The 20,311-nt window shown below is 64.7% G+C and carries 18 protein-coding genes; 13 read left to right on the top strand and 5 right to left on the bottom strand.

The window, feature by feature from the left end; translation table 11 throughout:
• Positions 1–69 precede the first annotated feature (69 nt).
• Positions 70–1,686, bottom strand: a complete 1,617-nt coding sequence (locus GRI97_RS15565) for a hypothetical protein (RefSeq protein ID WP_377019704.1) — start codon at positions 1,684–1,686, stop codon at positions 70–72.
• 275 nt (positions 1,687–1,961) lie between these two features.
• On the opposite strand from GRI97_RS15565, the gene GRI97_RS15560 reads away from it, so the two are divergent.
• The 12 genes from GRI97_RS15560 (at position 1,962) to GRI97_RS15505 (ending at position 14,664) form a co-directional block, all read left to right on the top strand.
• A complete protein-coding gene (locus GRI97_RS15560) occupies positions 1,962–2,336 on the top strand; it encodes a hypothetical protein (protein WP_235917877.1) in 375 nt (124 codons plus the stop codon).
• A 156-nt stretch (positions 2,337–2,492) separates the two neighbouring features.
• Positions 2,493–3,143: a lytic transglycosylase domain-containing protein gene (locus GRI97_RS15555; RefSeq protein WP_235917876.1), complete on the top strand. Its 651-nt coding sequence runs from the start codon at positions 2,493–2,495 to the stop codon at positions 3,141–3,143.
• Position 3,144: 1 nt separating this feature from the next.
• On the top strand, positions 3,145–3,447 hold the full coding sequence (locus tag GRI97_RS15550; RefSeq protein ID WP_161392113.1) for a TrbC/VirB2 family protein: 303 nt from the start codon (positions 3,145–3,147) through the stop codon (positions 3,445–3,447).
• Between the two features lie 7 nt (positions 3,448–3,454).
• Positions 3,455–3,736: a type IV secretion system protein VirB3 gene (locus GRI97_RS15545; RefSeq protein WP_161392112.1), complete on the top strand. Its 282-nt coding sequence runs from the start codon at positions 3,455–3,457 to the stop codon at positions 3,734–3,736.
• A gap of 54 nt (positions 3,737–3,790) precedes the next feature.
• Positions 3,791–6,238, top strand: coding sequence for a VirB4 family type IV secretion/conjugal transfer ATPase (locus GRI97_RS15540; RefSeq protein WP_161392111.1), 2,448 nt, complete (start codon positions 3,791–3,793; stop codon positions 6,236–6,238).
• Positions 6,235–7,413, top strand: coding sequence for a type IV secretion system protein (locus GRI97_RS15535; RefSeq protein ID WP_161392110.1), 1,179 nt, complete (start codon positions 6,235–6,237; stop codon positions 7,411–7,413). The genes GRI97_RS15540 and GRI97_RS15535 overlap by 4 nt, the downstream gene beginning before the upstream one ends.
• On the top strand, positions 7,413–8,246 hold the full coding sequence (locus tag GRI97_RS15530) for a TrbG/VirB9 family P-type conjugative transfer protein (RefSeq protein WP_161392109.1): 834 nt from the start codon (positions 7,413–7,415) through the stop codon (positions 8,244–8,246). Before GRI97_RS15535 ends, GRI97_RS15530 begins: the two co-directional genes overlap by 1 nt.
• Before the next feature lies 1 nt (position 8,247).
• Positions 8,248–9,375, top strand: a complete 1,128-nt coding sequence (locus tag GRI97_RS15525) for a TrbI/VirB10 family protein (RefSeq protein WP_161392108.1) — start codon at positions 8,248–8,250, stop codon at positions 9,373–9,375.
• A 28-nt stretch (positions 9,376–9,403) separates the two neighbouring features.
• Positions 9,404–10,465, top strand: a complete 1,062-nt coding sequence (gene virB11 / locus GRI97_RS15520; protein WP_161392107.1) for a P-type DNA transfer ATPase VirB11 — start codon at positions 9,404–9,406, stop codon at positions 10,463–10,465.
• Entirely contained in the window at positions 10,462–12,621 is a 2,160-nt protein-coding gene (locus GRI97_RS15515; RefSeq protein WP_161392106.1) for an RNA degradosome polyphosphate kinase, read from the top strand. Before virB11 ends, GRI97_RS15515 begins: the two co-directional genes overlap by 4 nt.
• Positions 12,618–14,126 (top strand): Ppx/GppA family phosphatase, encoded by a 1,509-nt coding sequence (locus GRI97_RS15510; RefSeq protein ID WP_161392105.1) that lies wholly within the window; start codon positions 12,618–12,620, stop codon positions 14,124–14,126. Before GRI97_RS15515 ends, GRI97_RS15510 begins: the two co-directional genes overlap by 4 nt.
• 106 nt (positions 14,127–14,232) lie before the next feature.
• Positions 14,233–14,664, top strand: coding sequence for a hypothetical protein (locus GRI97_RS15505; protein ID WP_161392104.1), 432 nt, complete (start codon positions 14,233–14,235; stop codon positions 14,662–14,664).
• 62 nt (positions 14,665–14,726) lie between these two features.
• Here GRI97_RS15505 and GRI97_RS15500 read toward each other — a convergent pair whose 3' ends face one another.
• A complete protein-coding gene (locus tag GRI97_RS15500; RefSeq protein WP_161392103.1) occupies positions 14,727–15,281 on the bottom strand; it encodes a nuclear transport factor 2 family protein in 555 nt (184 codons plus the stop codon).
• A 79-nt stretch (positions 15,282–15,360) separates the two neighbouring features.
• Here GRI97_RS15500 and GRI97_RS15495 point away from each other — a divergent pair, with 79 nt between their 5' ends.
• The gene (locus GRI97_RS15495) at positions 15,361–16,779 is read left to right on the top strand and encodes a carotenoid oxygenase family protein (protein WP_161392102.1); all 1,419 of its coding nucleotides are present in this window, start codon (positions 15,361–15,363) and stop codon (positions 16,777–16,779) included.
• Positions 16,780–16,825: 46 nt separating this feature from the next.
• On the opposite strand, the gene GRI97_RS15490 is transcribed toward GRI97_RS15495, so the two are convergent.
• From GRI97_RS15490 to GRI97_RS15480, 3 genes are read right to left on the bottom strand one after another with little or no spacing between them, the layout of a single operon-like run.
• Positions 16,826–17,719, bottom strand: a complete 894-nt coding sequence (locus GRI97_RS15490; protein WP_161392101.1) for an alpha/beta hydrolase — start codon at positions 17,717–17,719, stop codon at positions 16,826–16,828.
• Positions 17,716–18,819: an NAD(P)-dependent alcohol dehydrogenase gene (locus GRI97_RS15485; RefSeq protein ID WP_161392100.1), complete on the bottom strand. Its 1,104-nt coding sequence runs from the start codon at positions 18,817–18,819 to the stop codon at positions 17,716–17,718. The genes GRI97_RS15490 and GRI97_RS15485 overlap by 4 nt, the downstream gene beginning before the upstream one ends.
• Positions 18,816–20,291: an aldehyde dehydrogenase family protein gene (locus GRI97_RS15480; RefSeq protein ID WP_161392099.1), complete on the bottom strand. Its 1,476-nt coding sequence runs from the start codon at positions 20,289–20,291 to the stop codon at positions 18,816–18,818. Before GRI97_RS15480 ends, GRI97_RS15485 begins: the two co-directional genes overlap by 4 nt.
• Positions 20,292–20,311: the final 20 nt, after the last annotated feature.

Raw genomic sequence — 20,311 nt, 5'->3', positions numbered from 1 at the left:
GAAAATGCCCGAAACAGAAAAGGGGGGAGCGCACGCAGGCCCATGCCCGGTACGCCCCCCCTTTTAAGATCAGGCCGCTGTGGTGGTGTAGACCGGCAGCGTGGTGCAGGCACCGGTGTTGCTGGTGCCGAAAGTGGCGTAGGAGCTGTTGCAGGTCCAGCCTTCCCACCACTTGTCACCGGTGCTGGCAGCGCCGCCAACATAGGTGGTGGTGTCGAAGAACGAGGAAATCGTCTTCGGATCGACGGCCAGAGAGCTGGTTTCACCCGCGCCATTGATGAACAGGCCGGTCAGCGTCGAGGTGAAGCTGTCCTTGTTGTTCACGCCGCCGGTGAAGAAGCCACCGACCTGCGCATTGGTGTAGGTGCCCGTGCCCAGGAACTTTTCGGCGCTGCAGGTCAGCAGGACCGAGGTTGCTTCCAGCGTGGCTGCGTTGGCGCCGCCCGAACCGTTCATGCGGATGCATTCATTGTTCGGCGATACCACCACGCCATTGATCAGCTCGACATCGGCATTGCCGCGGAAGAACAGCGATGCGCGGGCATTGCCTTCGTTGTTGGAACTGACCTGGTTCTGCACGGCCGTGAAGTTGGCCACGCGCAGACGGGTGCGCGGGGTGTCGGTTTCCTGACCGTTGCTGTCGATTTCCATCAGGCCGTCGCCCAGGCCCGGACGCTGGATCAGCAGGGCATGCTGGATATCGACGCGCGCGCCAGTGTCAACGTCGAGGCTGTCATCGTCCGCGCCGGTCACGACGAAATGCTTCAGGCCGAACTGGCCGCCGAAGAATTCCGCACCATCGTCAGAGCTGTTGTGCGACTGGATATGATCCAGCACGGTGCCGCTGCCGACCGATTCCGTGGTCAGGGCCTGCAGTTCCGAATTCGCCCCCAGCACGAAGCCGGAATAGCGGATCTGGACATAGCTCATGCGACCGGCGTTGTAGGTGTCGTCATTGCCGCCGTAACGGGCGGGATCCGGCGCGCCTTCGGTCTGGCGTTCGCAGGTGCCGGACGCAACCGTACCAAATCCGCAATCGGTGGTCTTGGCGCGGCCCATCAGCACGATGCCGCCCCACTGACCCTGCGACGAATCGCTGTTCAGGCCCAGCACGTTGTCGCGGCTGGTGAAGACGACCGGCATGGCCTTGGTGCCGACGGCGTTGATCTTGTTGCCGCGGTTGACGGCGAGCCAGGACTGGCCCGTGCCGGCAAAGACGGTCACGCCCGGATCGATCGTCAGCGTGACATTGGTATCGGCCGTCAGCGAAGACGACGGGCAGCCCACGGTCGAGGTGGTGAAGGGGGCACCGGCGGTCGGGGCGGTGAAGCCGCCATCGCAACCGACGTCGACGCGGCCAGCCATCTGGTACAGCACGCCATCGAGACGCGGCAGGGTGCTCGAAGCGCGGATCACCTTGGGCAGCGTGCAGACGCGCCACGAACCGGTCGGGCCGGTGATGGTGCCAGCATCGGTCAGACCCTGGGGATCGGCGATGGTCGGGCAGCCGGTGGCTGCGACGACGCCGGTCGGGGTCGGGGTCGACGGCGGGGTCGGGGCGGGCGTTGCCGGCGGATTGATGATCACGTCACCGCCCGTGCCGGGCGAAGCAATATCGTCAGGACCGCAGGCGGCCAGCGCCAGCATGCTGCAGCCAAGAACAAGCGAACGGGAAATTTTAGTCACGGCGAGCGGTCCCCTCAAAAACCGAGAATCGAACAGATGCGAAATCTAGGTCGCAGGGTCGGCTGCTAGGCGCTCAACGTGACAGTTTGTTTGCAGTCCGGAACCGGAGTTTGCATTGCGACATGAAAAGCACACAATTGCAGCAAACATCTGACTTTTCTGGAATATTTTTCAGGCCAAGTTCAATATTACTCTTTTATGACAATATTTCATTTTGGTTGCAGATTGGTCGGTGCGGCCGCACACTGCAGGCATAGAATATAAGGAGTAGGGCCATGTTTGGGATGTTCACCGCCGCTGCACTGTTCGCCATTCAGGCCGGTGTCGCTGTTCCGCCGCCGGAATCGGAAAGCCTGCAGACAACCGATGTCGCGTTTGAAGAAATCGCGAACGGACAGAATGCCGCCGCCATTGCCGCCTTGCAGGAACGGCTCGCCGCCGAACCGTCTGACCCCGCGCTGCTGATCAATCTGGGCGCCGCCTATCAGCGCAGCGGAGACAGCGAACGGGCCGCAGCCGCCTATCGCGCCGCCGCCGACAGCAGCACCCGCTACCAGCTGGAACTGGCTGACGGCAGCTGGATGGATTCCCGCCACGCTGCTCGCCTGGCAATGCATTCGCTCGACCGCACCACGCTCGCCCTGCGCTGAGCCCGGTCTTTCCGGCGGGGGTCAGGTGGCCCCTGCCGGCTCCATGCGCAGGTGGCGCGCGTTCATGCGCAGGCAGGGCGCGGTCCGGCGCATGAACCACCCACTGTCACGCCAGTGTCATTTCCGGTAAGCAATGGCCCGAGGATGGAGGGCCAAATGATTCTGCGCGCCGGTAAAGTCGCTGCCTTTATGGCATTGGCCGCGCTGTGTGTGTCGCCCGCGCAGGCCGACGTCCTCGAAATCGGCGACAACGGCGATGCGCGCTGGGTCAACGGCCCTATGTCATTGGCACCCGTGGCCAATCTGCCCGCAGACGACGCCGCCAGCGCCCTCCCGCTGGCCGAAGTTCCGGCCGAAACGCTGCTCGTCCCCGACCACGCCATGGCCATGCCCCACCGCACCGCCGCGCAGGTTCCCGCAGCCTATGCCGCCAAGGTGGCAGAGCTTGCCGCCCGTTTCGACCTCAGCCCCGCGCTGATCGAGGCGCTGGTGTGGCAGGAAAGCCGCTGGCGCACCAACGCCATCTCCCCCGTCGGCGCCCGCGGCCTGGCCCAGCTGATGCCGGGCACGGCCCGATATCTGGGCGTCGATGCCGATGATCCCTTTGCCAATCTCGAAGGCGGCGCCCGCTATCTGCGCGAACAGATCGACCGGTTCGACGGCGATCTGGAACGCGCGCTCGCCGCCTACAATGCCGGCCCCGGGCGCGTGATCCGCGCTGGTGGCATTCCGCGCATTCGCGAGACTCAGACTTATGTATCTGCCATCATGGGCAGACTTTCCGCCCATTCCCGGAGCCCTGAATAACATGCGTTTGTTTTCCCGACTGGCCCTGATGGCCACGCTTTTCCTGCCCGCCGCAGCCCAGGCCCAGTCCGGCGATCCGCAAGGGTCCGGCCCGATCGTCGCCGCGCTGTCGTGGATGCAGGGCACCATGCTGGGCAATGTCGCCACCGCCGTGGCCGTGATGGCCGTCGCAGCCGTGGGCTTCATGATGCTGACCGGGCGGATGAACTGGCGCTTCGGCGCGACCGTGATCATCGGCCTTTTCATCCTGTTCGGTGCCGCAACCATCGTTGCCGGTATCCAGAGCGCGGCAGCGGTCGGGTAACGCGGTCATGGAAATGGTCCGCAGCCCCGTGCATCGTGCCCTGACACGGCCGCAGATGTTTGCGGGCGTGACCATGAATTACTTCATCATCAACCTGCTGGTCACGACCGAAGCCTTCCTGATTTTCCGGAGCTTCTGGATCCTGCCCGTGCCGTTTGTGATGCATGTGATCGGCTATTTCGCCTGCCTGCGCGAACCGCGGATCTTCGACCTGTGGATCACCAAGGTCAGCAAATGTCCCCGCGTTCCCAACTGGAAACGCTGGGGCTGCAACAGCTATACCGCCTGAGCGCCGCCCTGACCGGCGCGATGGCCATGCCGCCTGGCGGCACGGAGTAAGTCAATGAAGACGAAGTGGCTGGGAGCTGCCGCATGGAGCGCCAAGGAGGCGCAGGCCGGCGATCGCCTGCCCTATGCGCGGCTCGTGGACCAGCACACCGTGCTGCTGCGCGATGGTTCGCTGATGAGCGCGCTGCAGGTGCCGGGGCTGTTGTTCGAAACCGAAGACACGGTTGCGCTCAACGCCCACGCCGCCACGCGCGAAGTGATGCTGCGCTCCAATCTGGATTCGCGCTTCGTCATGTACCACCACGTCATCCGCCGCCGCGTGGCGGTGGAGCTGGACGCGCAATTCGATGATCCGCTGTCCGCCCATATCGATCGGCGCTGGCGTGAAAAACTGTCCAGCGGCTCGCTGTTCGTCAACGACCAGTTCGTCACCCTGATCCGCCGCCCTGCCCGCGGCAAGGCCGGTTGGGCCGAACGGCTGGGCAAGATGCTGCAACGCCGCCGGCAGGACGATATCGAAGCCGATGTGAAGGACATGCGCGGCCTGCGCGCGGCGATCCAGGCGCTGGGCGCCTCGCTCGGCGATTACGGCGCGCAACCGCTGGGCGATTACATCGGTGCCAGCGGCAACACCAACAACGAACTGCTCGAACTGCTGAGCGCGCTCTACAACGGCGAAATGCGCCCGGTGCGCCGCCCGGAAAACGATGTCGATATCGGCAATATGCTGCCCTATCGCCGCGCCAGCTTCGGCGTGGATGCGATGGAGGTGCGCGGCGCCGGCGGGTCCGATTTCGCCGCCATGCTCAGCCTCAAGGATTATCCTGACGGCACTTCGCCGGGTCTGCTCGATGGCCTGCTGCGCATGCCATTCGAAATGATCGTCAGCGAAAGCTTCGCCCCGCAGGAACGGCAGACCGCGCGGGAAAAGATCGATCTGGCCATTCGCCGCCTGCGCTCTGCGGATGAGGATGCGATGTCGGAACGCGCGGACATGCTGTCCGCCCGCGATGCGCTGGGCAATGGTTCGGTGGCCTTCGGCGATCACCATCTCAGCGTGCTCGTGCGCGAAAGCGATCTGGCCCGGCTGGATGATGCGAGCGCTGCCTGCGCCGCCGCCCTGGCCGATACGGGCGCGATCGCCGTGCGTGAGGACACCAATCTGGAACCGGCCTTCTGGGGTCAGTTCCCCGGTAACGAGAGCTATCTGGCCCGCCGGTCGATGATCTCCACCGCCAATATGGCCAGTTTCGGCTCGCTGCACGGTTTCGCGCTGGGTCAGGCCCAGGGCAATCACTGGGGCGATGCCGTCACCCTGCTGGAAACCACCAGCGCCACCCCGTTCTTCTTCAATTTCCACAACGGCGATCTGGGCAATTTCTCGGTCATCGGCCCGTCGGGCTCGGGCAAGACCGTGGTGATGAACTTCCTCGCCGCACAGGCGCAGAAATTCTCCCCCCGGACCGTATTGTTCGACAAGGATCGCGGCGCGGAGTTGTTCATTCGCGGCATCGGCGGGCGTTATGATCGCATCCGCGCGGGTGAACCGAGCGGGTTCAACCCCATGGCCCTGCCCGACAATCCCACCAACCGCGCCTTCCTGCGTGACTGGCTGGGCGTGCTGCTGCAGGCCACCGGTCCCGAAGAACTGGCCACCATTGCCGGCGCGGTCGACGCCGCCTTCGGCAATGATGCCAGCCTGCGCCGGCTGCGCTATTTCCGTGAACTGCTGTCCGGCACCCGCCGCCCGCAGCCAGGCGATCTGGCCGATCGGCTGAACCCGTGGATCGAAAATGGCGAGCATGGCTGGCTGTTCGACAATGCGACCGATCAGCTGGATCTGTCGACCCGGGTAATGGGTTTCGACATGACCGCGCTGCTCGAAAATCCGCGCCTGCGCACGCCGACCATGATGTATCTGTTCCACCGGATCGATGAACGGCTGGATGGCGATCCCGCCATGATCCTGATCGATGAAGGCTGGAAGGCGCTGGATGACGAGGTGTTTGCCGCCCGCATCCGCGACTGGCTGAAAACCCTGCGCAAACGCAATGCGCTGGTCGGCTTTGCCACCCAGTCTGCCCGCGATGCGCTGGAAAGCCGTATTTCCACCGCATTGGTCGAACAGACCGCGACCATGGTGTTCATGCCCAATTCGCGCGCCCGGCCGGAAGATTATTGCGACGGCTTCGGCCTGACCGAACATGAGCTGGCGCTCATCCGCAGCCTGCCGGCCCACAGCCGCTGCTTCCTGGTGCGGCAGCCTGACGCCAGCGTTGTCGTGCGGCTGGATCTGTCGGGCGCACCCGAAGTGCTGACCATGCTGTCCGGCCGCGAAAGCGCGGTCCGGCGGGTGGATCTGCTGCGTGAAACTGTCGGCGATGATCCGGCGCTGTGGTTCCCGGCCCTGACCGGCCGCCCCTGGCCCGGTGCCGTTACCGAACCCGCGGTGGAAGAACCGCAGGCTGATGGCAGCTTCGCCCGGTGGGAAGCGGCGGAATGACCCCGGCCACCTGCCAGCAGGCGATCGACAATATCGGCGGCGGCGTCGGTTCGGCGCTGCGCGCGGTCGATTGCGCCGCTGGCCAGGCATCGCAGATGGCGGTCAGCCGCCTGATGGCCAACAGCAGTTTTTCCACTGCGCTGACCATCATGCTCACGATGTTCGTCGCCCTGCTCGGCTTCGGCCTGATCACCGGGCGGATGCGGATGGGCGTTGCCGCGCTCACGCCCAAGCTGATCACCATGACGCTGGTGCTGACCTTCGCCACCAGCCTGACCGCACTGCAGAGCACGATCTATGCCTTGGCAGCCGGCGCCCCGAATGAAATTGCCGGCTGGCTGATGGGCGGCGGCGAAACCGCCACCAATGTGTTCGCCGACAAGATCGATATCACTTTCAACGCCCTGCTGCAGGCGGCCGGCGATCAGGCGGAGACGGAGGCAACCTCGGTCTTCTCGCCCCCCGGGCTGATGTGGCTGGGCGCAACCCTGCTGCTGCTGGGCACCGTCGGCGTGCTGGCCACCTGCAAGATCGCGCTGGCCGTGCTGCTGGCCTTGGGCCCGGTGTTCACCGTGCTGGCGCTGTTCAAGGCGACACGCGGCCTGTTCACCGGCTGGCTCAAGGGCGTTGTGCTGGTGGCGCTGACCCCGCTGTTCGCGGTGCTGGGCGGATCGCTGATGCTGGAACTGGCGGTGCCGGTGATCGCCGCCATCGGCCAGACCCCTGGCAAGATCGAACCGCGCGCGGCCATGGCCTTCTTCATGATCGGTGCCGTGCATGTGGCGCTGATGATCATGGTGCTCAAGGTCGCGGGCACCATGGTGGCCGGCTGGAACGTCTTCGGCCTGGCTGGCGGCAGTTCCGATCGCGCCGATCGACAGTCCGACAACACCCCGCGCCCGGCGCCTGCACCCACGCCCGTCCCTGTGGCGCAGACGACGCAGGCCGCCGCCGTGGCCGCCGCCGCCGCACGCCAGATCCGCATGACCGGATCGATGGTGGCCGCGAATGACAGTGGTGGCGCCGGCGGTGGGGGAACTCATCGTGAAACCCGTATCATTGCCGGCGCCGTGACGCCCGGCAGCAGCCAGCCGCAATCGGCTGGCCCATCGCGCGCGCGCGGTATCGGCAGCCGGTTCCGCTCCGCCCCGCCGCGCAAACCGGAGACGAAGTAATGATTCGCGCCCTGCCTGCCGCAGTTCTGCCTGCCGCAGCGCTGCTTGCCACCGCCCTGGCATCCACCGGCCTCGCCCTGCCCGCTCAGGCCCGCGATGCGCGGCTGGTCGAACGGCTGTATGATCCCAATCAGGTGGTCCGCATCGACGGCCGCGTGAATGTGCAGGCCACGATCCAGTTCGGCGAAGGCGAAACGATCGAAAATGTCGCCATCGGCGATTCCCAGAAATGGCAGGTCACCCCCAATCGGCGGGCCAATCTGCTGTTCGTGAAGCCGCTGGCCGAACGCGCCGCCACCAATATGACGGTGGTCACCAGCAAGCACACCTATCTGTTCGATCTGGTTGCCGGGCCACAGGTGCGTACCCCGCTCTATGTGCTGGCCTTCACCTATCCCAAGGAGTTGGAGCCAGAGCCCGAAGAAGGCACGCAGGTGGCGGACGTCGAAGGGCCCAACGCAACCGAACTCGCGGCTGCAACCGATCCTTATGCTGTCACCGATCCGGCCCGGCTGAACTTCGCCTGGACCACCCGCGGCGCCAGCAAGCTGCTGCCGCAGCGGATTTATGACGATGGCGATGCCACCTTCCTGTCCTGGCCGGCCAGTTCTGTGCTGCCCGCCATTCTGATCAAGAATGAAGAAGGGGTGGAAGGCCCGGTGAATTTTGCCGTGCGGGGCGATACGATCGTGGTCGATGGCGTGCCGCGTGAAATCGTGCTGCGCGCGGGCGAAGATCTTGCCACACTGATCAACAATGGCCCGCCGCGTCAGGCGGCAGCACCGCGCGATGCGGCACTGGCGGCCAACAATTCCCGGTCGGGAGGAAACTGACATGAAGCTTGCGACGCGCCTGCCGGACAAGACCAGCCAGACCCGCAATGATGCCGATCCGCGCGAGGAAGCCAGCGCAGAGGTGATCGATCTGGCCAGCCGCACCGCCTATCCCACGGTCGCGGCGCGCAAGGGCCGCTCCGATGCGGTCGGTCTCGCCGCTGGCGTCGGGCTGGTGGCGCTGCTCGGCGCGGCGACACTGTGGGGTCTGAACGCAGCCCGCACCGACGACCAGCAGGCTGCCCAGCAGGCGGCGCAGGCCAATGCAGAAGCCAATCGCTTCATCCCACCAGCCGATCAGGAAGTGGTGCCGCTGGCCAATGCCCAGCCCGGCGCCCAGCCGCAGCAGGATCCGGCGCCCACCCCCGTGATGGCGGCCGATCCCAATGCCATGGCCCAGCCGGCCGGCAATCCCTATGCCTCGCAGACCATCGTGTTCGATGGCGGCGCCGTGCAGGTACCCGCAGCCGCCGCAGCCGCCATCGCGGCCCCGGAAGCCGCCCCCGCATCGGTCGGCGGCACGGCGGGCGATTTCGCCAGCCGCATCGGTGGCGTCGGCGGCGGACCGGCTGTTGCGCGCAGCGATTTCGATCCGGCCACCACCGTCACCCAGGGCACGATGATCCCGGCCGTGCTGGAAACCGCGATCAACACCGATGTGCCGGGCTATGTCCGCGCGCTGGTGAGCCAGGACGTGCGCAGTTTTGACGGCAAGCGCGTGCTGATCCCGCGTTCGACCCGGCTGATCGGTCAGTATCAGTCCGGCCTGCAGGCCGGGCAGAAGCGCGCCTATGTCATCTGGACCCGGCTGATCCGCCCTGATGGCGTGTCGGTCGCCCTCGCCTCCCCCGCCAGCGCCTTTGATGGATCGGGCGGCCTGCCGGGCAAGGTCGACAGCCATTTCTTCCAGCGCTTCGGTTCGGCCATGCTGCTGTCGGTGATCGGCGGCCTCAGCACCATCGCCAGCGGCGGCGGCACGGCCGTGGTGCTGGGCGGCGGGCAGAGCGCAGCCTCCACCGCCTTGCAGCAGAACGGCCAGATCAGCCCGACCATCCGCGTGCGACCGGGTGAGCCGGTGCGCGTGGTGACCGCGCGCGACCTCGATTTCTCGCAGGCCCCTCGCCTCTGATCGGGCAGGAACGAACACAGGCCGGATCATGAGTGCGGAGATTTTTCATTTGAACGCAGGCGATCCGCCTTCGGATGCAGCAGCCGTGGGGGCAGGTTACCCCGCCCAGGCCGACTTTCCCGATCAGCCCGCGCCGGTATTGTCGGGCAGCGTCTATCTCGATGCGTATCTGGCACCGTTTCGCCAATGGCTGGAACGCGACACCGTCACCGAGATCCTGGTCAACCGGCCCGGAGAGCTCTGGATCGAAGACGCCACCCATCCGGGCATGCAGCGCGTCGCCATTCCGGAAATCGATGACCGGCTGATCCAGCGTTTGGCCGAACAGGTCGCCCGTGTCAGTCATCAGGGCATCAACCGCGAACATCCGCTGCTGGGCGCGACCCTGCCCGATGGCGCGCGGATCCAGTTCTGCGGCCCGCCCGCCACGCGCAAGCACTGGGCCTTGGCCATTCGCCGGCATCGCCGGCTCGATCTGCCGCTCAGCGCCTATGATCATGGCCCGCTGCTGCAGCCGGCCGAACCGGTCATGCCCGATCCGGCGCTCGAACCGATCGCTTTCCTGCGAGCGGCGATCCAGGCGCGGCAGACGATCCTGATTTCCGGCGGCACCTCCACCGGCAAGACGACCTTCCTCAATGCCATGCTCGGCGAAATCCGCGCCGAAGAACGCGTGGTGCTCGTCGAGGACACGCCAGAACTCAAGCTGCCCGGCGCCAATGGCGTGGGGCTGGTGGCGGTGAAGGGCGAATTGGGCGAAGCGAAGGTCACCGCCAACGAACTGCTGCAATCCGCGCTGCGCCTGCGGCCCGACCGGATCGTGCTGGGCGAATTGCGCGGCGCGGAAAGCGTCAGCTTCCTGCGCGCGATCAACACCGGCCATCCGGGCAGCTTTTCGACCATTCACGCCAACTCGCTGCGCGGGGCGCTGGAACAATTGTCGCTGATGGTGATGCAGACCGGGATCGGGCTGACCCGCACGGATACCATTGCCTATGCCGCGTCAGTGATCGATGTCATCGTGCAGCTGGATCGCAGCAACGGCAAACGTGGTATCAGCGCAATCGCGCGTAGCAGGGACCTTGTATGAGCACTATTGCCCCGAATGCCCCGCAGGTAGGTGCCAATCTGTTACCCGAAGACCGCTATTTCAATCGAGAGCTCAGCTGGCTGACCTTCAACGACCGGGTCCTGGCCGAAGCGCGCAATGACGCCTATCCGCTGCTGGAACGGCTTCGCTTCCTGTCCATTTCCGGCAGCAATCTCGACGAATTCATGATGATCCGTGTCGCCGGGCTGGCGGGCCAGGTCCGGCGCGGGGTCGGCAATATCTCCATCGATGGCAAGACCGCCAATCTGCAGCTGGCCGCCATCAAGGCGCGCGCCCGCGAACTGGCGCGGTTCCAGCATGATACGCTGGCCGATCTGCAACCGCTGCTGGCCGCGCAGGGCATCCACATCAAGGGCGAAGATCGGATCGATTCCGACGCGGAAGCCTGGTTGCAACGCTATTTCATCGATCACATCATGCCGGTCATCACCCCGCAGGCGATCGACCCGGCGCACCCCTTCCCCTTTGTCGGCAATCGCGGCATCGGCACGCTGTTCACCCTCACCCGCCTGGCCGACAACAGCCGGCTGGTGGAAATGGTGCTGATCCCCTCGGCCATTCCGCGCTTCGTGCGCGTTCCCGGCCCCGAGGCGATCTACATGTCCATAGACCGGATCGTCTGCCGGTTTGCCCATATTCTGTTCCCGGGCTTCCGCGTGGAAGGCGACGGCGTGTTCCGCGTGCTGCGCGACAGCGACATCGAGATCGAGGAAGAGGCAGAGGATCTGGTCCGCTTCTTCCGCACCGCGATCCAGCGCCGCCGGCGCGGCAAGGTGATCCTGCTGGAACTGGACGAAAGCTTCGATCCGGCGGCGGAGGCGCTGCTGCGCGAACAGCTGGGGCTGGAACAGGCGATCGTCGTCAAGACAGAAGGCATGCTGGGCATCAGCGATCTGTCGCAGGTGGTCGGCGAAGACCGGCCGGATCTGAAATTCGCCCCCTACAGCCCGCGCTATCCGGAACGGGTGCGCGAACACGATGGGGATTGCTTCGCTGCCATTGGCGAGAAGGATCTGGTGATCCATCACCCCTACGAAAGTTTCGAGGTGGTGATCGATTTCCTGCGGCAGGCCGCCGTCGATCCGGCTGTCGTGTCGATCAAGCAGACGCTCTATCGCGCCGGCAACCAGTCCCCGATCATCGCGGCGCTCGTGCAGGCGGCGGAAAACGGCAAGTCCGTGACGGCCGTGGTCGAACTCAAGGCCCGTTTTGACGAGGAACAGAACCTCAAATGGGCGAGCGAGCTGGAACGCGCGGGCGTGCAGGTGATCTATGGCTTCGTCGACTGGAAGACCCATGCCAAGGTGTCCATGGTCGTGCGCAGCGAAGACAATGGCTATCGCACATACTGCCATTTCGGCACCGGCAATTATCATCCGGTGACGGCGCGGATATACACCGATCTCAGCTTCTTCACCGCCGATCCTCGGCTTGCGCGAGACGCGGCCAAGCTGTTCAATTTCGTGACCGGCTATGTCGAACCGCAAAATCTGGAAGCGCTGGCGCTGTCGCCGCTGAACATGCGCGAAACGCTGTATGAGCTGATCGACAATGAAATTGCCCATGCGCAGGCCGGGCGCCCGGCTGAGATCTGGGCCAAATTCAATTCGATCACCGAAAAGGGCGTGATCGACCGCCTGTACGAAGCCAGCCAGGCCGGCGTGCGGATCGTGCTGGTCGTGCGTGGCATCTGCTGCCTGCGCCCTGGCGTTCCGGGCTTGTCCGACAATATCTCCGTCAAATCGATTATCGGGCGCTTCCTGGAACACAGCCGCATCTGGGCCTTTGGTAATGGTCATCCCCTGCCAAGCGCAGAGGCGCGGTTGTTCATTGCCAGCGCCGATGCCATGAGCCGCAGCCTGAACCGGAGAGTTGAGACACTCGTGCCCATTTTGAACCCCACTGTGCACGATCAGGTGCTGGAACAGGTGCTGATGGCCAATCTGCTGGACACGGAGCAGAGCTGGCTGCTGGATGGCGAAGACGGCACCTATGAGCGTGTGGAAAGCGATGGCCCCGACGGGGGCTTCAACTGCCACGAATATTTCATGACCAACCCTTCGCTTTCCGGACGGGGTGACGCGCTGAAGAACAGCCGCGTGCCCAAGCTGAGCCTGCGCAAGGGAGCCATATGATCGCCAGCAATGCCGCGCGTCGACGTCCCCCGGTAAGCGACCAGCCTGATCGGGCGGTTATCGATATCGGGTCCAATACGGTGCGCCTGGTGGTCTATTCCGGCCCGCCCCGCGCCCCTAATGTCTGGTTGAATGAAAAAGTCAGTGCCCGGCTGGGGCGCGATCTGTCGCAGACCGGGCGCATGCCGGACAAGGCGATGGATCTGGCGCTGTCGGCACTGGGCCGTTACGCCGCGTTGTTGCCCGATCTGGAGGTGCGCAATGTCGACACTGTGGCAACCGCCGCCGTCCGCGATGCTGCCAACGGCCCCGAATTTCTGGAACGGGTGGTGCAGCTTGGCCTGTCCCCCCGCCTGCTGTCGGGAGAGGAAGAGGCGCTGACATCGGCCACGGGCGTGATCGGCGCCTTCCCCGGGGCGCTGGGAACGGTGGCCGATCTCGGCGGCGGCAGCCTGGAACTGGTGCAGGTCGAAAATGGCGAATTGCATGGTGCCGCCAGCCTGCAACTGGGCACGCTGCGCCTGCCCAAGCTGCGCGAAGCCGGCCTGCCCGCATTTCGCAAGGCGGTGGCGGAAGATCTGCACCGGGTCGGCTGGGCCAATGCCCACCCGGGGCCCCTCTATATGGTCGGCGGCACCTGGCGCGCGCTGGCCGCCTTTGCCATGCGGCGCGACAGCCATCCCGTCACCGATCCACACGGCTTCCGCCTCAGCTGCGAAGATGCCGACGCTGCGGCCAAGCAGATCATGCGCATGACGCCCGCGCAACTGGCGCCGATCCCGGGAATATCCTCTTCCCGCGCGGTCGGCCTGCCCGATGCGGCGGCCATGCTGCGGGTCATGCTGGCGCGGTTGAAGCCCGATGGTCTGGTGTTTTCATCATGGGGCCTGCGTGAAGGTGTGCTGTTCGATCGACTGAGCCCGGGTGCGAAGGAACAGGATCCCTTGATCGCCGCCGTCAGCCATTTCGTTGCGCCGCGCGGCGGTTCGGCAACGCTGGCCGCCACCATTGCCGCCTGGACTGCGCCCGTGGCCGGGGGCAGCGGCAATGGCAGCGAAAGGCTGCGCCTGACCGCGACCATGTTCGCGCTGGCCGCGGCACAGGTCGAACCCAACCATCGGGCACGCCATGCCTATGAATGGGCGATGGAAAAGCGCTGGCTGACTCTTTCCCCCGCCGACCGTGCGCGGATTGCCGCCGCGCTGCTGGCGTCCTGCGGCCGCAGCGAATTGCCGCCGGAACTGGCGCGTATCGCCAGCCCGGAACAATTGCGGGAAGCCGTGGGATGGGGGCTGGCGATCCGCCTGTGCCGCCGGCTCGGGGCCGGATCACGCGTATCGCTGTCCAGCAGCGCCCTGCGCCGCGACGAAAACCGGCTGATCCTGCGGGTCGATCCGGTCCGGGCAGCCCTGGTGTCGGATCTGGTGCGCAATGACTGCAAGGCCCTGGGCCAATGGCTTGGTCTGCAGCACGAAATCGTATTCGCGGAAGCTGCCACCGGATAACAGTGTTATCGCGCCATATATTGCAGTTTTGTGACGAGTTGACAGTTTGCTTGCCATGAATCACGCTGCGCCTGCATTCCAATCGATCAGCGAACGGAAGGTAGATATGGCGCGCAGCAGCAATACGAAGAAACCGGAAGAGGTGGCGCAAGCGGAGGCAACACATCCCGCAAGTGACCCGCCAGAAACACTGGCGGAACCGGCAGCCGCTGCCGCCCCCGCAAACGCCGCAAAGTCCACGCCCCCGGCACTCGATCCTGCCAACCTGACCCCGGCGGAACTCGCCCGCGCCGTGCTCGACCGGAGCATCCGCCCGCTGGCGGCGCATGTGCGCATTCTGGCAGAAGCCGTGCTGGCTGCCGAGGCCGGCCACGCCAAGCCCGCTAAGACCAAATCCGATAAATCATCGGACAAGAAGAAGAAGGCCAAAGAGAAGAAGGGCGGCGAAAAGAAGGACAAGAAGAAACTGGCCAAGATTCCCAAGGCTGGATCTGGTCCGAAGTCTGCCCGCAAGACGCAGGAAAAGCCCGCCACGTGACGGAGTAACAGGCGGGCCATGATGCCCGCCTGTCCCACCGCGGATCTAGCCGCGTGGCACGCTTACCAGGGGTCGCGTGTCTGCTCGTCGAAGGGCCGTGTATCGGCCGGCGGAGAGATGTGGCGCGGGCGCTGCGGCATTGTCCGTTCACCCTTCCACGGCACCTGATCCGCAGCCGTCCAGGCATTCACATGCAGGCGGAAGAACTTCCACCGGCCATCGCGCTTGACCAGACGATCGTCGCGCGTGCCGATGCCGAACACGAAGCTGGTGCCGTAATCGGCGTTCCATTGCAGGATCTGGAAGAAACAGCGCACCCGCGCACCTTCGGGATGCGGATCCATGATGAAATGGTTCATGGCGTGCTGGCGGCCATACCACCAATGCTGACGGTCGTACCAAAGGCTGCGCAGGTTTTCCCGGATCGCCTCGTGGCCATTGGCCTTGCCCTGCCACAGATGGTCGAACTCCGCGTCTTCCGCAAAAGTGGCGATCACCTGTTCTTCATCGGCGAGATCGAGCCCCCAGGCATAGCGGGCGTATAATTCCTGGATTTCACCGCGATCATCCGCAGGCATGATCTGCGGCACACCGTCAGGCCAGCACACTTCGGCCATTCATCCATCTCCTTTTATTGTGGTCTTGCCTTGAGGCGGCAACCCGGTTCACTCTGGGGGTAACATAAGGGAGAAAAAGATGCCGGAAATTTTCCATGCTGCGGCCAGTTTCGGCCAGCAGCACAAGAAACCGATGCGCTTTGAAGCGGATGTCTTCGAATGCGAAGTGGAAGGGACGATTCCGCCAGAACTGAAGGGGGGTTATTTCCGAATCGGACCTGACCGGCAGTATCCCAGTCTTGAAAATGACATCGTTCTCAATGGCGATGGGCAGGTATCGGCCTTCTGGTTCGACAATGGCCATGTCAGTTTTCGCAGCCGCTATGTGATGACCGAAAGGCTCAAGCGCGAACGCGAAGCGCGGCGCCGGCTGTATGGCAAATATCGCAACAAATATTCCGACGATCCTTCAGTCTCCAACATCCCCGACCGTGACAACACCGGCAATACCTACGCCTTCGCCCATCATGGCGAACTGTTTGCCTTGCGCGAGGATTCACGTCCCCACCGGATCGATCCGACTACGCTGGAAACCCTGCCGGTCGGCGATTTCGGGAAGCTGGAAAGCAGCGCACTGACTGCTCACCCCAAGATCGATCCCGTGACGGGCGAATGGTGGAGCTATGGCGTCTATGCCAAGGGCGAAGCGAGCACCGATGCGTCGCTGCATGTGTTCGACGCGGACGGCGCGCTGGTACGCGAAGAATGGTTCCATACCCCTTTCCCCGGCCTCAGCCATGATTGGGGCGTCACCCGCGATCACATCGTCTTCCCGATCATGCCGCTGCTGGCTAGTGACGCGCAACTGCGCCGGGGCGAGGCCTGGTATGTCTACGACGATGATCTTGCCTCTGCCTGGGGCGTGATGCCGCGCAATGGCACGGTGGATCAGCTGCGCTGGTTCCGAATTCCGAATATGGTGATGGGTCATGTGATGAACGCCTTCAGCGAAGGCGATGTGGTGCATGTCGACGTGCCCTATTCACCTGGCAATGTGTTCTGTTTCTTCCCCGACAAGCACGGCAATCTGCCCACGCCCGCTGAAGGCGTAACCCAGATCAGCCGCATCAGTTTCGACCTGTCGAAACCAGATGAGGAAGCGGTCACGATCACCCCGGTGGCCGGCGCACTGGGCGATATGCCGCGCATGGACGACCGTTTTGCCATGGGAAAATACCGTACCGGTTATTTCGCGCTGCGCGACTTTCCCAAAATGGGCATTGGGCAGCTCGATTGGGAAACCGGCGAGCTGATTTCGCACGACCTGCAGGGCGCCGCCGCGCAGGAACCGGTGTTCGTGCCGCGCAATCCGGATGCGCCCGAAGGCGATGGCTATGTGCTATCGGTGGTGGATCGTTTTGCGGAAAAGCGATCGGATCTGCTGATCCTGGATGGGCGGGACGTATCACGCCCGCCGATTGCCACCATCACCCTGCCCTTCGCCCTGCCGATGGCATTTCACGGCTGCTGGATGGATGGCGTCGTCGCCGATCTCTGATTGATAGATGGGAAGGCGCGCGGCACCACACCGCGCGCCCTCTCTCTTATTTCCCTGCGGCGGCACTGCGCCGGATGGCCCGCAGCGCAAAACCCGCCACCAGTCGTTCGATCTCTCTCTCGCTCGATCCGATGCTGAGGATCGGGGAGACATGGTTGTGCCCGGTGATCAGATGCATTTCCGGATAGGCCGCATGGGCCACGCCCCAGGCACCGACCAGTTGGGCTGCCTGTTTCTGGAAATCTTCCGGATCGAGTTCGGACAGGGTGAAGCACAGCGGAATATCGGTGTTGAGCAACCCGGCCATGCAGGATGCACGCCCCCAGCCCTTGGGGTCGTCGCCGTAATAGGCGATGTGGAAGCCATTGGGGATGACCGTCAGCGTATCGAACATACCGGAAAACATCTGCGCGCCGGCGATGCCGCCGCCCGGTTCCACATGCCATGCCTTGTGGGCGACATAGCCAGCGACATGGACCGCGCCCGCCGACTGCCCGACCAGCACGATCTTCGACGGGTCACCGCCGTAATCGGCGATATTGGCCTTCACCCAGCGGATGGCATTGGCCAGATCCTCGACCCCGGACGGGAAGCGGTTGGCCGGCGCCAGACGATAGGTGATCGGCACCCCGACCATGCCGCGCCGCGCCGCGAAATCGCCGAAATTGGAATAGAATGCGCTGCCCTCGCTGTGCTTGTCACCCATGACGAAGCCGCCGCCGTGAACGAAGATCAGCACCGGCGCGCCGCTGGTGCCATCCTGGGTGAACACATCCAGCCGGTTGCGCGGATCATCGCCATAGGAAATGTCGCGGGTGATCCGCGTTTCCGGCGCGATCCCAAGGTTGAGCCCGGCGAAGAGCGCGTTGGTGCCCTGGATCAGTTCAGGCGAAAGCTCCCGACCGAAGCCTTCCAGAATTGTGCGCAGTTCACGATTCATGCGGCTTGTCCTTCCATCAGCAAAACAGGTTTGATCACCCGGCCCGCCCGCGCATCGGCGAAAGCCCGGTCTATGTCGGCAAAGGGGTAAAATGTCAGCAAACGATCGAAGGGGAAACGCCCCTGTCGCCAATATTCGGCCAGCATGGGAATGAAACTGCGCGGGGCAGCATCGCCACCCAGCACGCCTTTCAACGACCGGCCGCCGCTGAGCATGGGAAACATCCTGGGCGCCCATTCGCCATAGGGGGCGCTGACGAAGGCGGCGGTGCCGCGCATGGCCAGGCAATCCATCGCCGCATCGAACACCGCCGGGGCATTGGTGGTGTTGATGCTGGCATCCACCCCGCGGCCGGTGATGGCGCGAATGGCGGCCGCAAGATCCGCCTGGTCGCCACGCAGCAGATCTGTCGCCCCCAGATCGCGGGCCAGTTTCAGCCGTTCATCCGACAGATCGACCGCGACGATCCGCGCCGCGCCGGCCAGCCGCGCCGCCATGATCGCCGCCAGCCCCACGCCGCCGGTGCCGAACACCGCCAGCGTCTGCCCCGGACGGATCGCCAGCGTTTCCAGCACGGTGCCGGCCCCGGTGATGATTCCGCAGCCCAGCGGTGCCAGGCTCGCCAGCGGCAGATCGGCCGGCACCTTCACCGCCGTGCGTTCGGGCACGATAGCATGGCTGGCGAAGCTCGACTGGCCGAAGAAATGCGAATGGATCGGCTCCCCGCCACTGCTCAGCGCCACCGACCGGTCCATCCGCCCGCCACCGAAAATGCGCGGCATGGCCGTGTCGCAATAGCTGGGCCGGCTGGCCGCGCAGGATGGGCAGGTGCCGCAGGAACTGCCCGACAGCACCACATGATCGCCCACGGCGAAATCGCTGATGCCATCGCCCAGCGCTTCCACCACACCCGCGCCCTCATGCCCCAGCACGATCGGCAGCGGGGTCAGCCGCCCGTCCTGCGCATGCAGATCGGTATGGCAGATCCCGGTGGCGACGATCCGCACGCGCATTTCTCCGGCGCGCGGATCCTCCAGTTCAGCCTCTGCAATATGCGGGGCCGTTTCCCCCGCCCGGCTGATCGCAGCCGCGATCCTCACTGCGGCGGGCCTTTGGGTGCGCCCAGGTGATGATCGTCCTGAATATCGGCCACTGCGCCATGCTGCGTCATCAGCGCCTTGCGGCGGACGAAGCGCAGGATCGAATCCAGCCCGGTGCGCGAACCGCCCAGCCCCGAGAAGCCAAAGCTGTGCGTGCCGACCGTGCGCATCTTGCCGAAGGTCAGGAACGTATCCTGCAGGAACACCGCCCCGGCATTGATCTGCCGCCCGATGGCCAGCGCATCCTCCTCATTGCCGGCGATGACCGATGCGGTCAGGCCGAACTGCGTGTCATTGGCCAGCCGGATCGCCTCATCGATGTCGGAATAAGCCATTACCGGCACGCAGGGGCCGAAGGTTTCCTCGCGCATGATCGCCATGTCATGCGTCACCCCGGTCAGCACGGTCGGGCGCATGTAGAGCCCGCCATCGTGGTTCTCGATTTCGCCACCCGTCAGCACCTGCGCGCCGGCCGATTTCGCCTCTTCGAGATGCCGCAGCACGATGTCGGCCTGGGGCGCGAAAGTGAAGGGTCCGATGTGGCCCGCGCGGGGATCTGGCGTGTTCAGGCGTACGTGGCGCGCTTTTTGCGCAAGCAGGGCGACGAATTCGTCATGTATGCTTTCGTGCACATAGACGCGTTCGGTGGAATAGCAGACCTGCCCCGTGGCATAGACCGCACCGCGCAGAACGGCGGTCGCCGCGCGTTCCAGATCGGCGTCTGCGGTCACGATCGCGGGGTCTTTCCCGCCCAGTTCCAGGAAGCAGGGGATCAGCCGCTGCGCACAGGCGACAGCCACCTTGCGCCCGGTCGGCACGCTGCCGGTGAAGCAGACCAGATCCACTTCCTCGATGACCGCCTGACCGACATCGCCGGCCCCGGCGACATAATCAAAAACAGCAGCCAGTTCAGGCACTTCGCGCACGGTTTCGAAGATCGCCTCGATCACCCGCGGGGTCACTTCGCTGGGCTTGATCAGCACGGCAGAGCCGGCGAACAGCGCCGGAATGGCATCGAGCATGGCCAGCATCAGCGGCGCATTCCACGGGCTGATCACACCGACCAGCGAATAGGGCACCAACTGGGTGCGCACCTCCACATCGGGCATCACCGCGCTGCGGCCGTGGAACTGGTAATTGTCCAGCGCCTTGCCCGCATCTTCGATCCACCCGCCGATATTGGCCATGGTGATGAAGCCCTGAATGTAGGAGGTGTGGCACCCGCCGGTGTCCACCGCATCGGCATTTCCGATGTCCGCCGCAGCGCGCCGGACAACGCCCAGCCACCGCCCCATCACGCCGCAGCGCGCATCGAGCGGCATCGCGGCCCATTCCCGCTGATTGTCACGCAGCCGCGCAGCCTTGGCCGCAACCTCTTCCGCCCTCGTCACGACCAGGCGGTGATCCGCCTGGCCAGTGCGCGGATTGCGCACGTCCAACACCTGTTCCCGCGCGATAACACTCGACGCCATCAACCTCTCCTGTTTCTATT

It is taken from the genome of Croceibacterium xixiisoli, from assembly GCF_009827305.1.
Lineage (GTDB): Bacteria > Pseudomonadota > Alphaproteobacteria > Sphingomonadales > Sphingomonadaceae > Croceibacterium_C > Croceibacterium_C xixiisoli.
This window is presented reverse-complemented; position numbering and strand designations above follow the sequence as displayed.

What these genes read in the sequence shown, in the direction of transcription:
- GRI97_RS15540 (WP_161392111.1), top strand. Translation starts at nt 3,791, where the DNA reads ATGAAGACGAAGTGGCTGGGAGCTGCCGCATGGAGCGCCAAGGAGGCG.
- GRI97_RS15500 (WP_161392103.1), bottom strand. Translation starts at nt 15,281, where the DNA reads ATGGCCGAAGTGTGCTGGCCTGACGGTGTGCCGCAGATCATGCCTGCG.
- virB11 (WP_161392107.1), top strand. Translation starts at nt 9,404, where the DNA reads ATGAGTGCGGAGATTTTTCATTTGAACGCAGGCGATCCGCCTTCGGAT.
- GRI97_RS15525 (WP_161392108.1), top strand. Translation starts at nt 8,248, where the DNA reads ATGAAGCTTGCGACGCGCCTGCCGGACAAGACCAGCCAGACCCGCAAT.
- GRI97_RS15560 (WP_235917877.1), top strand. Translation starts at nt 1,962, where the DNA reads ATGTTTGGGATGTTCACCGCCGCTGCACTGTTCGCCATTCAGGCCGGT.
- GRI97_RS15510 (WP_161392105.1), top strand. Translation starts at nt 12,618, where the DNA reads ATGATCGCCAGCAATGCCGCGCGTCGACGTCCCCCGGTAAGCGACCAG.
- GRI97_RS15550 (WP_161392113.1), top strand. Translation starts at nt 3,145, where the DNA reads ATGCGTTTGTTTTCCCGACTGGCCCTGATGGCCACGCTTTTCCTGCCC.
- GRI97_RS15555 (WP_235917876.1), top strand. Translation starts at nt 2,493, where the DNA reads ATGATTCTGCGCGCCGGTAAAGTCGCTGCCTTTATGGCATTGGCCGCG.
- GRI97_RS15545 (WP_161392112.1), top strand. Translation starts at nt 3,455, where the DNA reads ATGGAAATGGTCCGCAGCCCCGTGCATCGTGCCCTGACACGGCCGCAG.
- GRI97_RS15490 (WP_161392101.1), bottom strand. Translation starts at nt 17,719, where the DNA reads ATGAATCGTGAACTGCGCACAATTCTGGAAGGCTTCGGTCGGGAGCTT.
- GRI97_RS15505 (WP_161392104.1), top strand. Translation starts at nt 14,233, where the DNA reads ATGGCGCGCAGCAGCAATACGAAGAAACCGGAAGAGGTGGCGCAAGCG.
- GRI97_RS15495 (WP_161392102.1), top strand. Translation starts at nt 15,361, where the DNA reads ATGCCGGAAATTTTCCATGCTGCGGCCAGTTTCGGCCAGCAGCACAAG.
- GRI97_RS15530 (WP_161392109.1), top strand. Translation starts at nt 7,413, where the DNA reads ATGATTCGCGCCCTGCCTGCCGCAGTTCTGCCTGCCGCAGCGCTGCTT.
- GRI97_RS15535 (WP_161392110.1), top strand. Translation starts at nt 6,235, where the DNA reads ATGACCCCGGCCACCTGCCAGCAGGCGATCGACAATATCGGCGGCGGC.
- GRI97_RS15480 (WP_161392099.1), bottom strand. Translation starts at nt 20,291, where the DNA reads ATGGCGTCGAGTGTTATCGCGCGGGAACAGGTGTTGGACGTGCGCAAT.
- GRI97_RS15515 (WP_161392106.1), top strand. Translation starts at nt 10,462, where the DNA reads ATGAGCACTATTGCCCCGAATGCCCCGCAGGTAGGTGCCAATCTGTTA.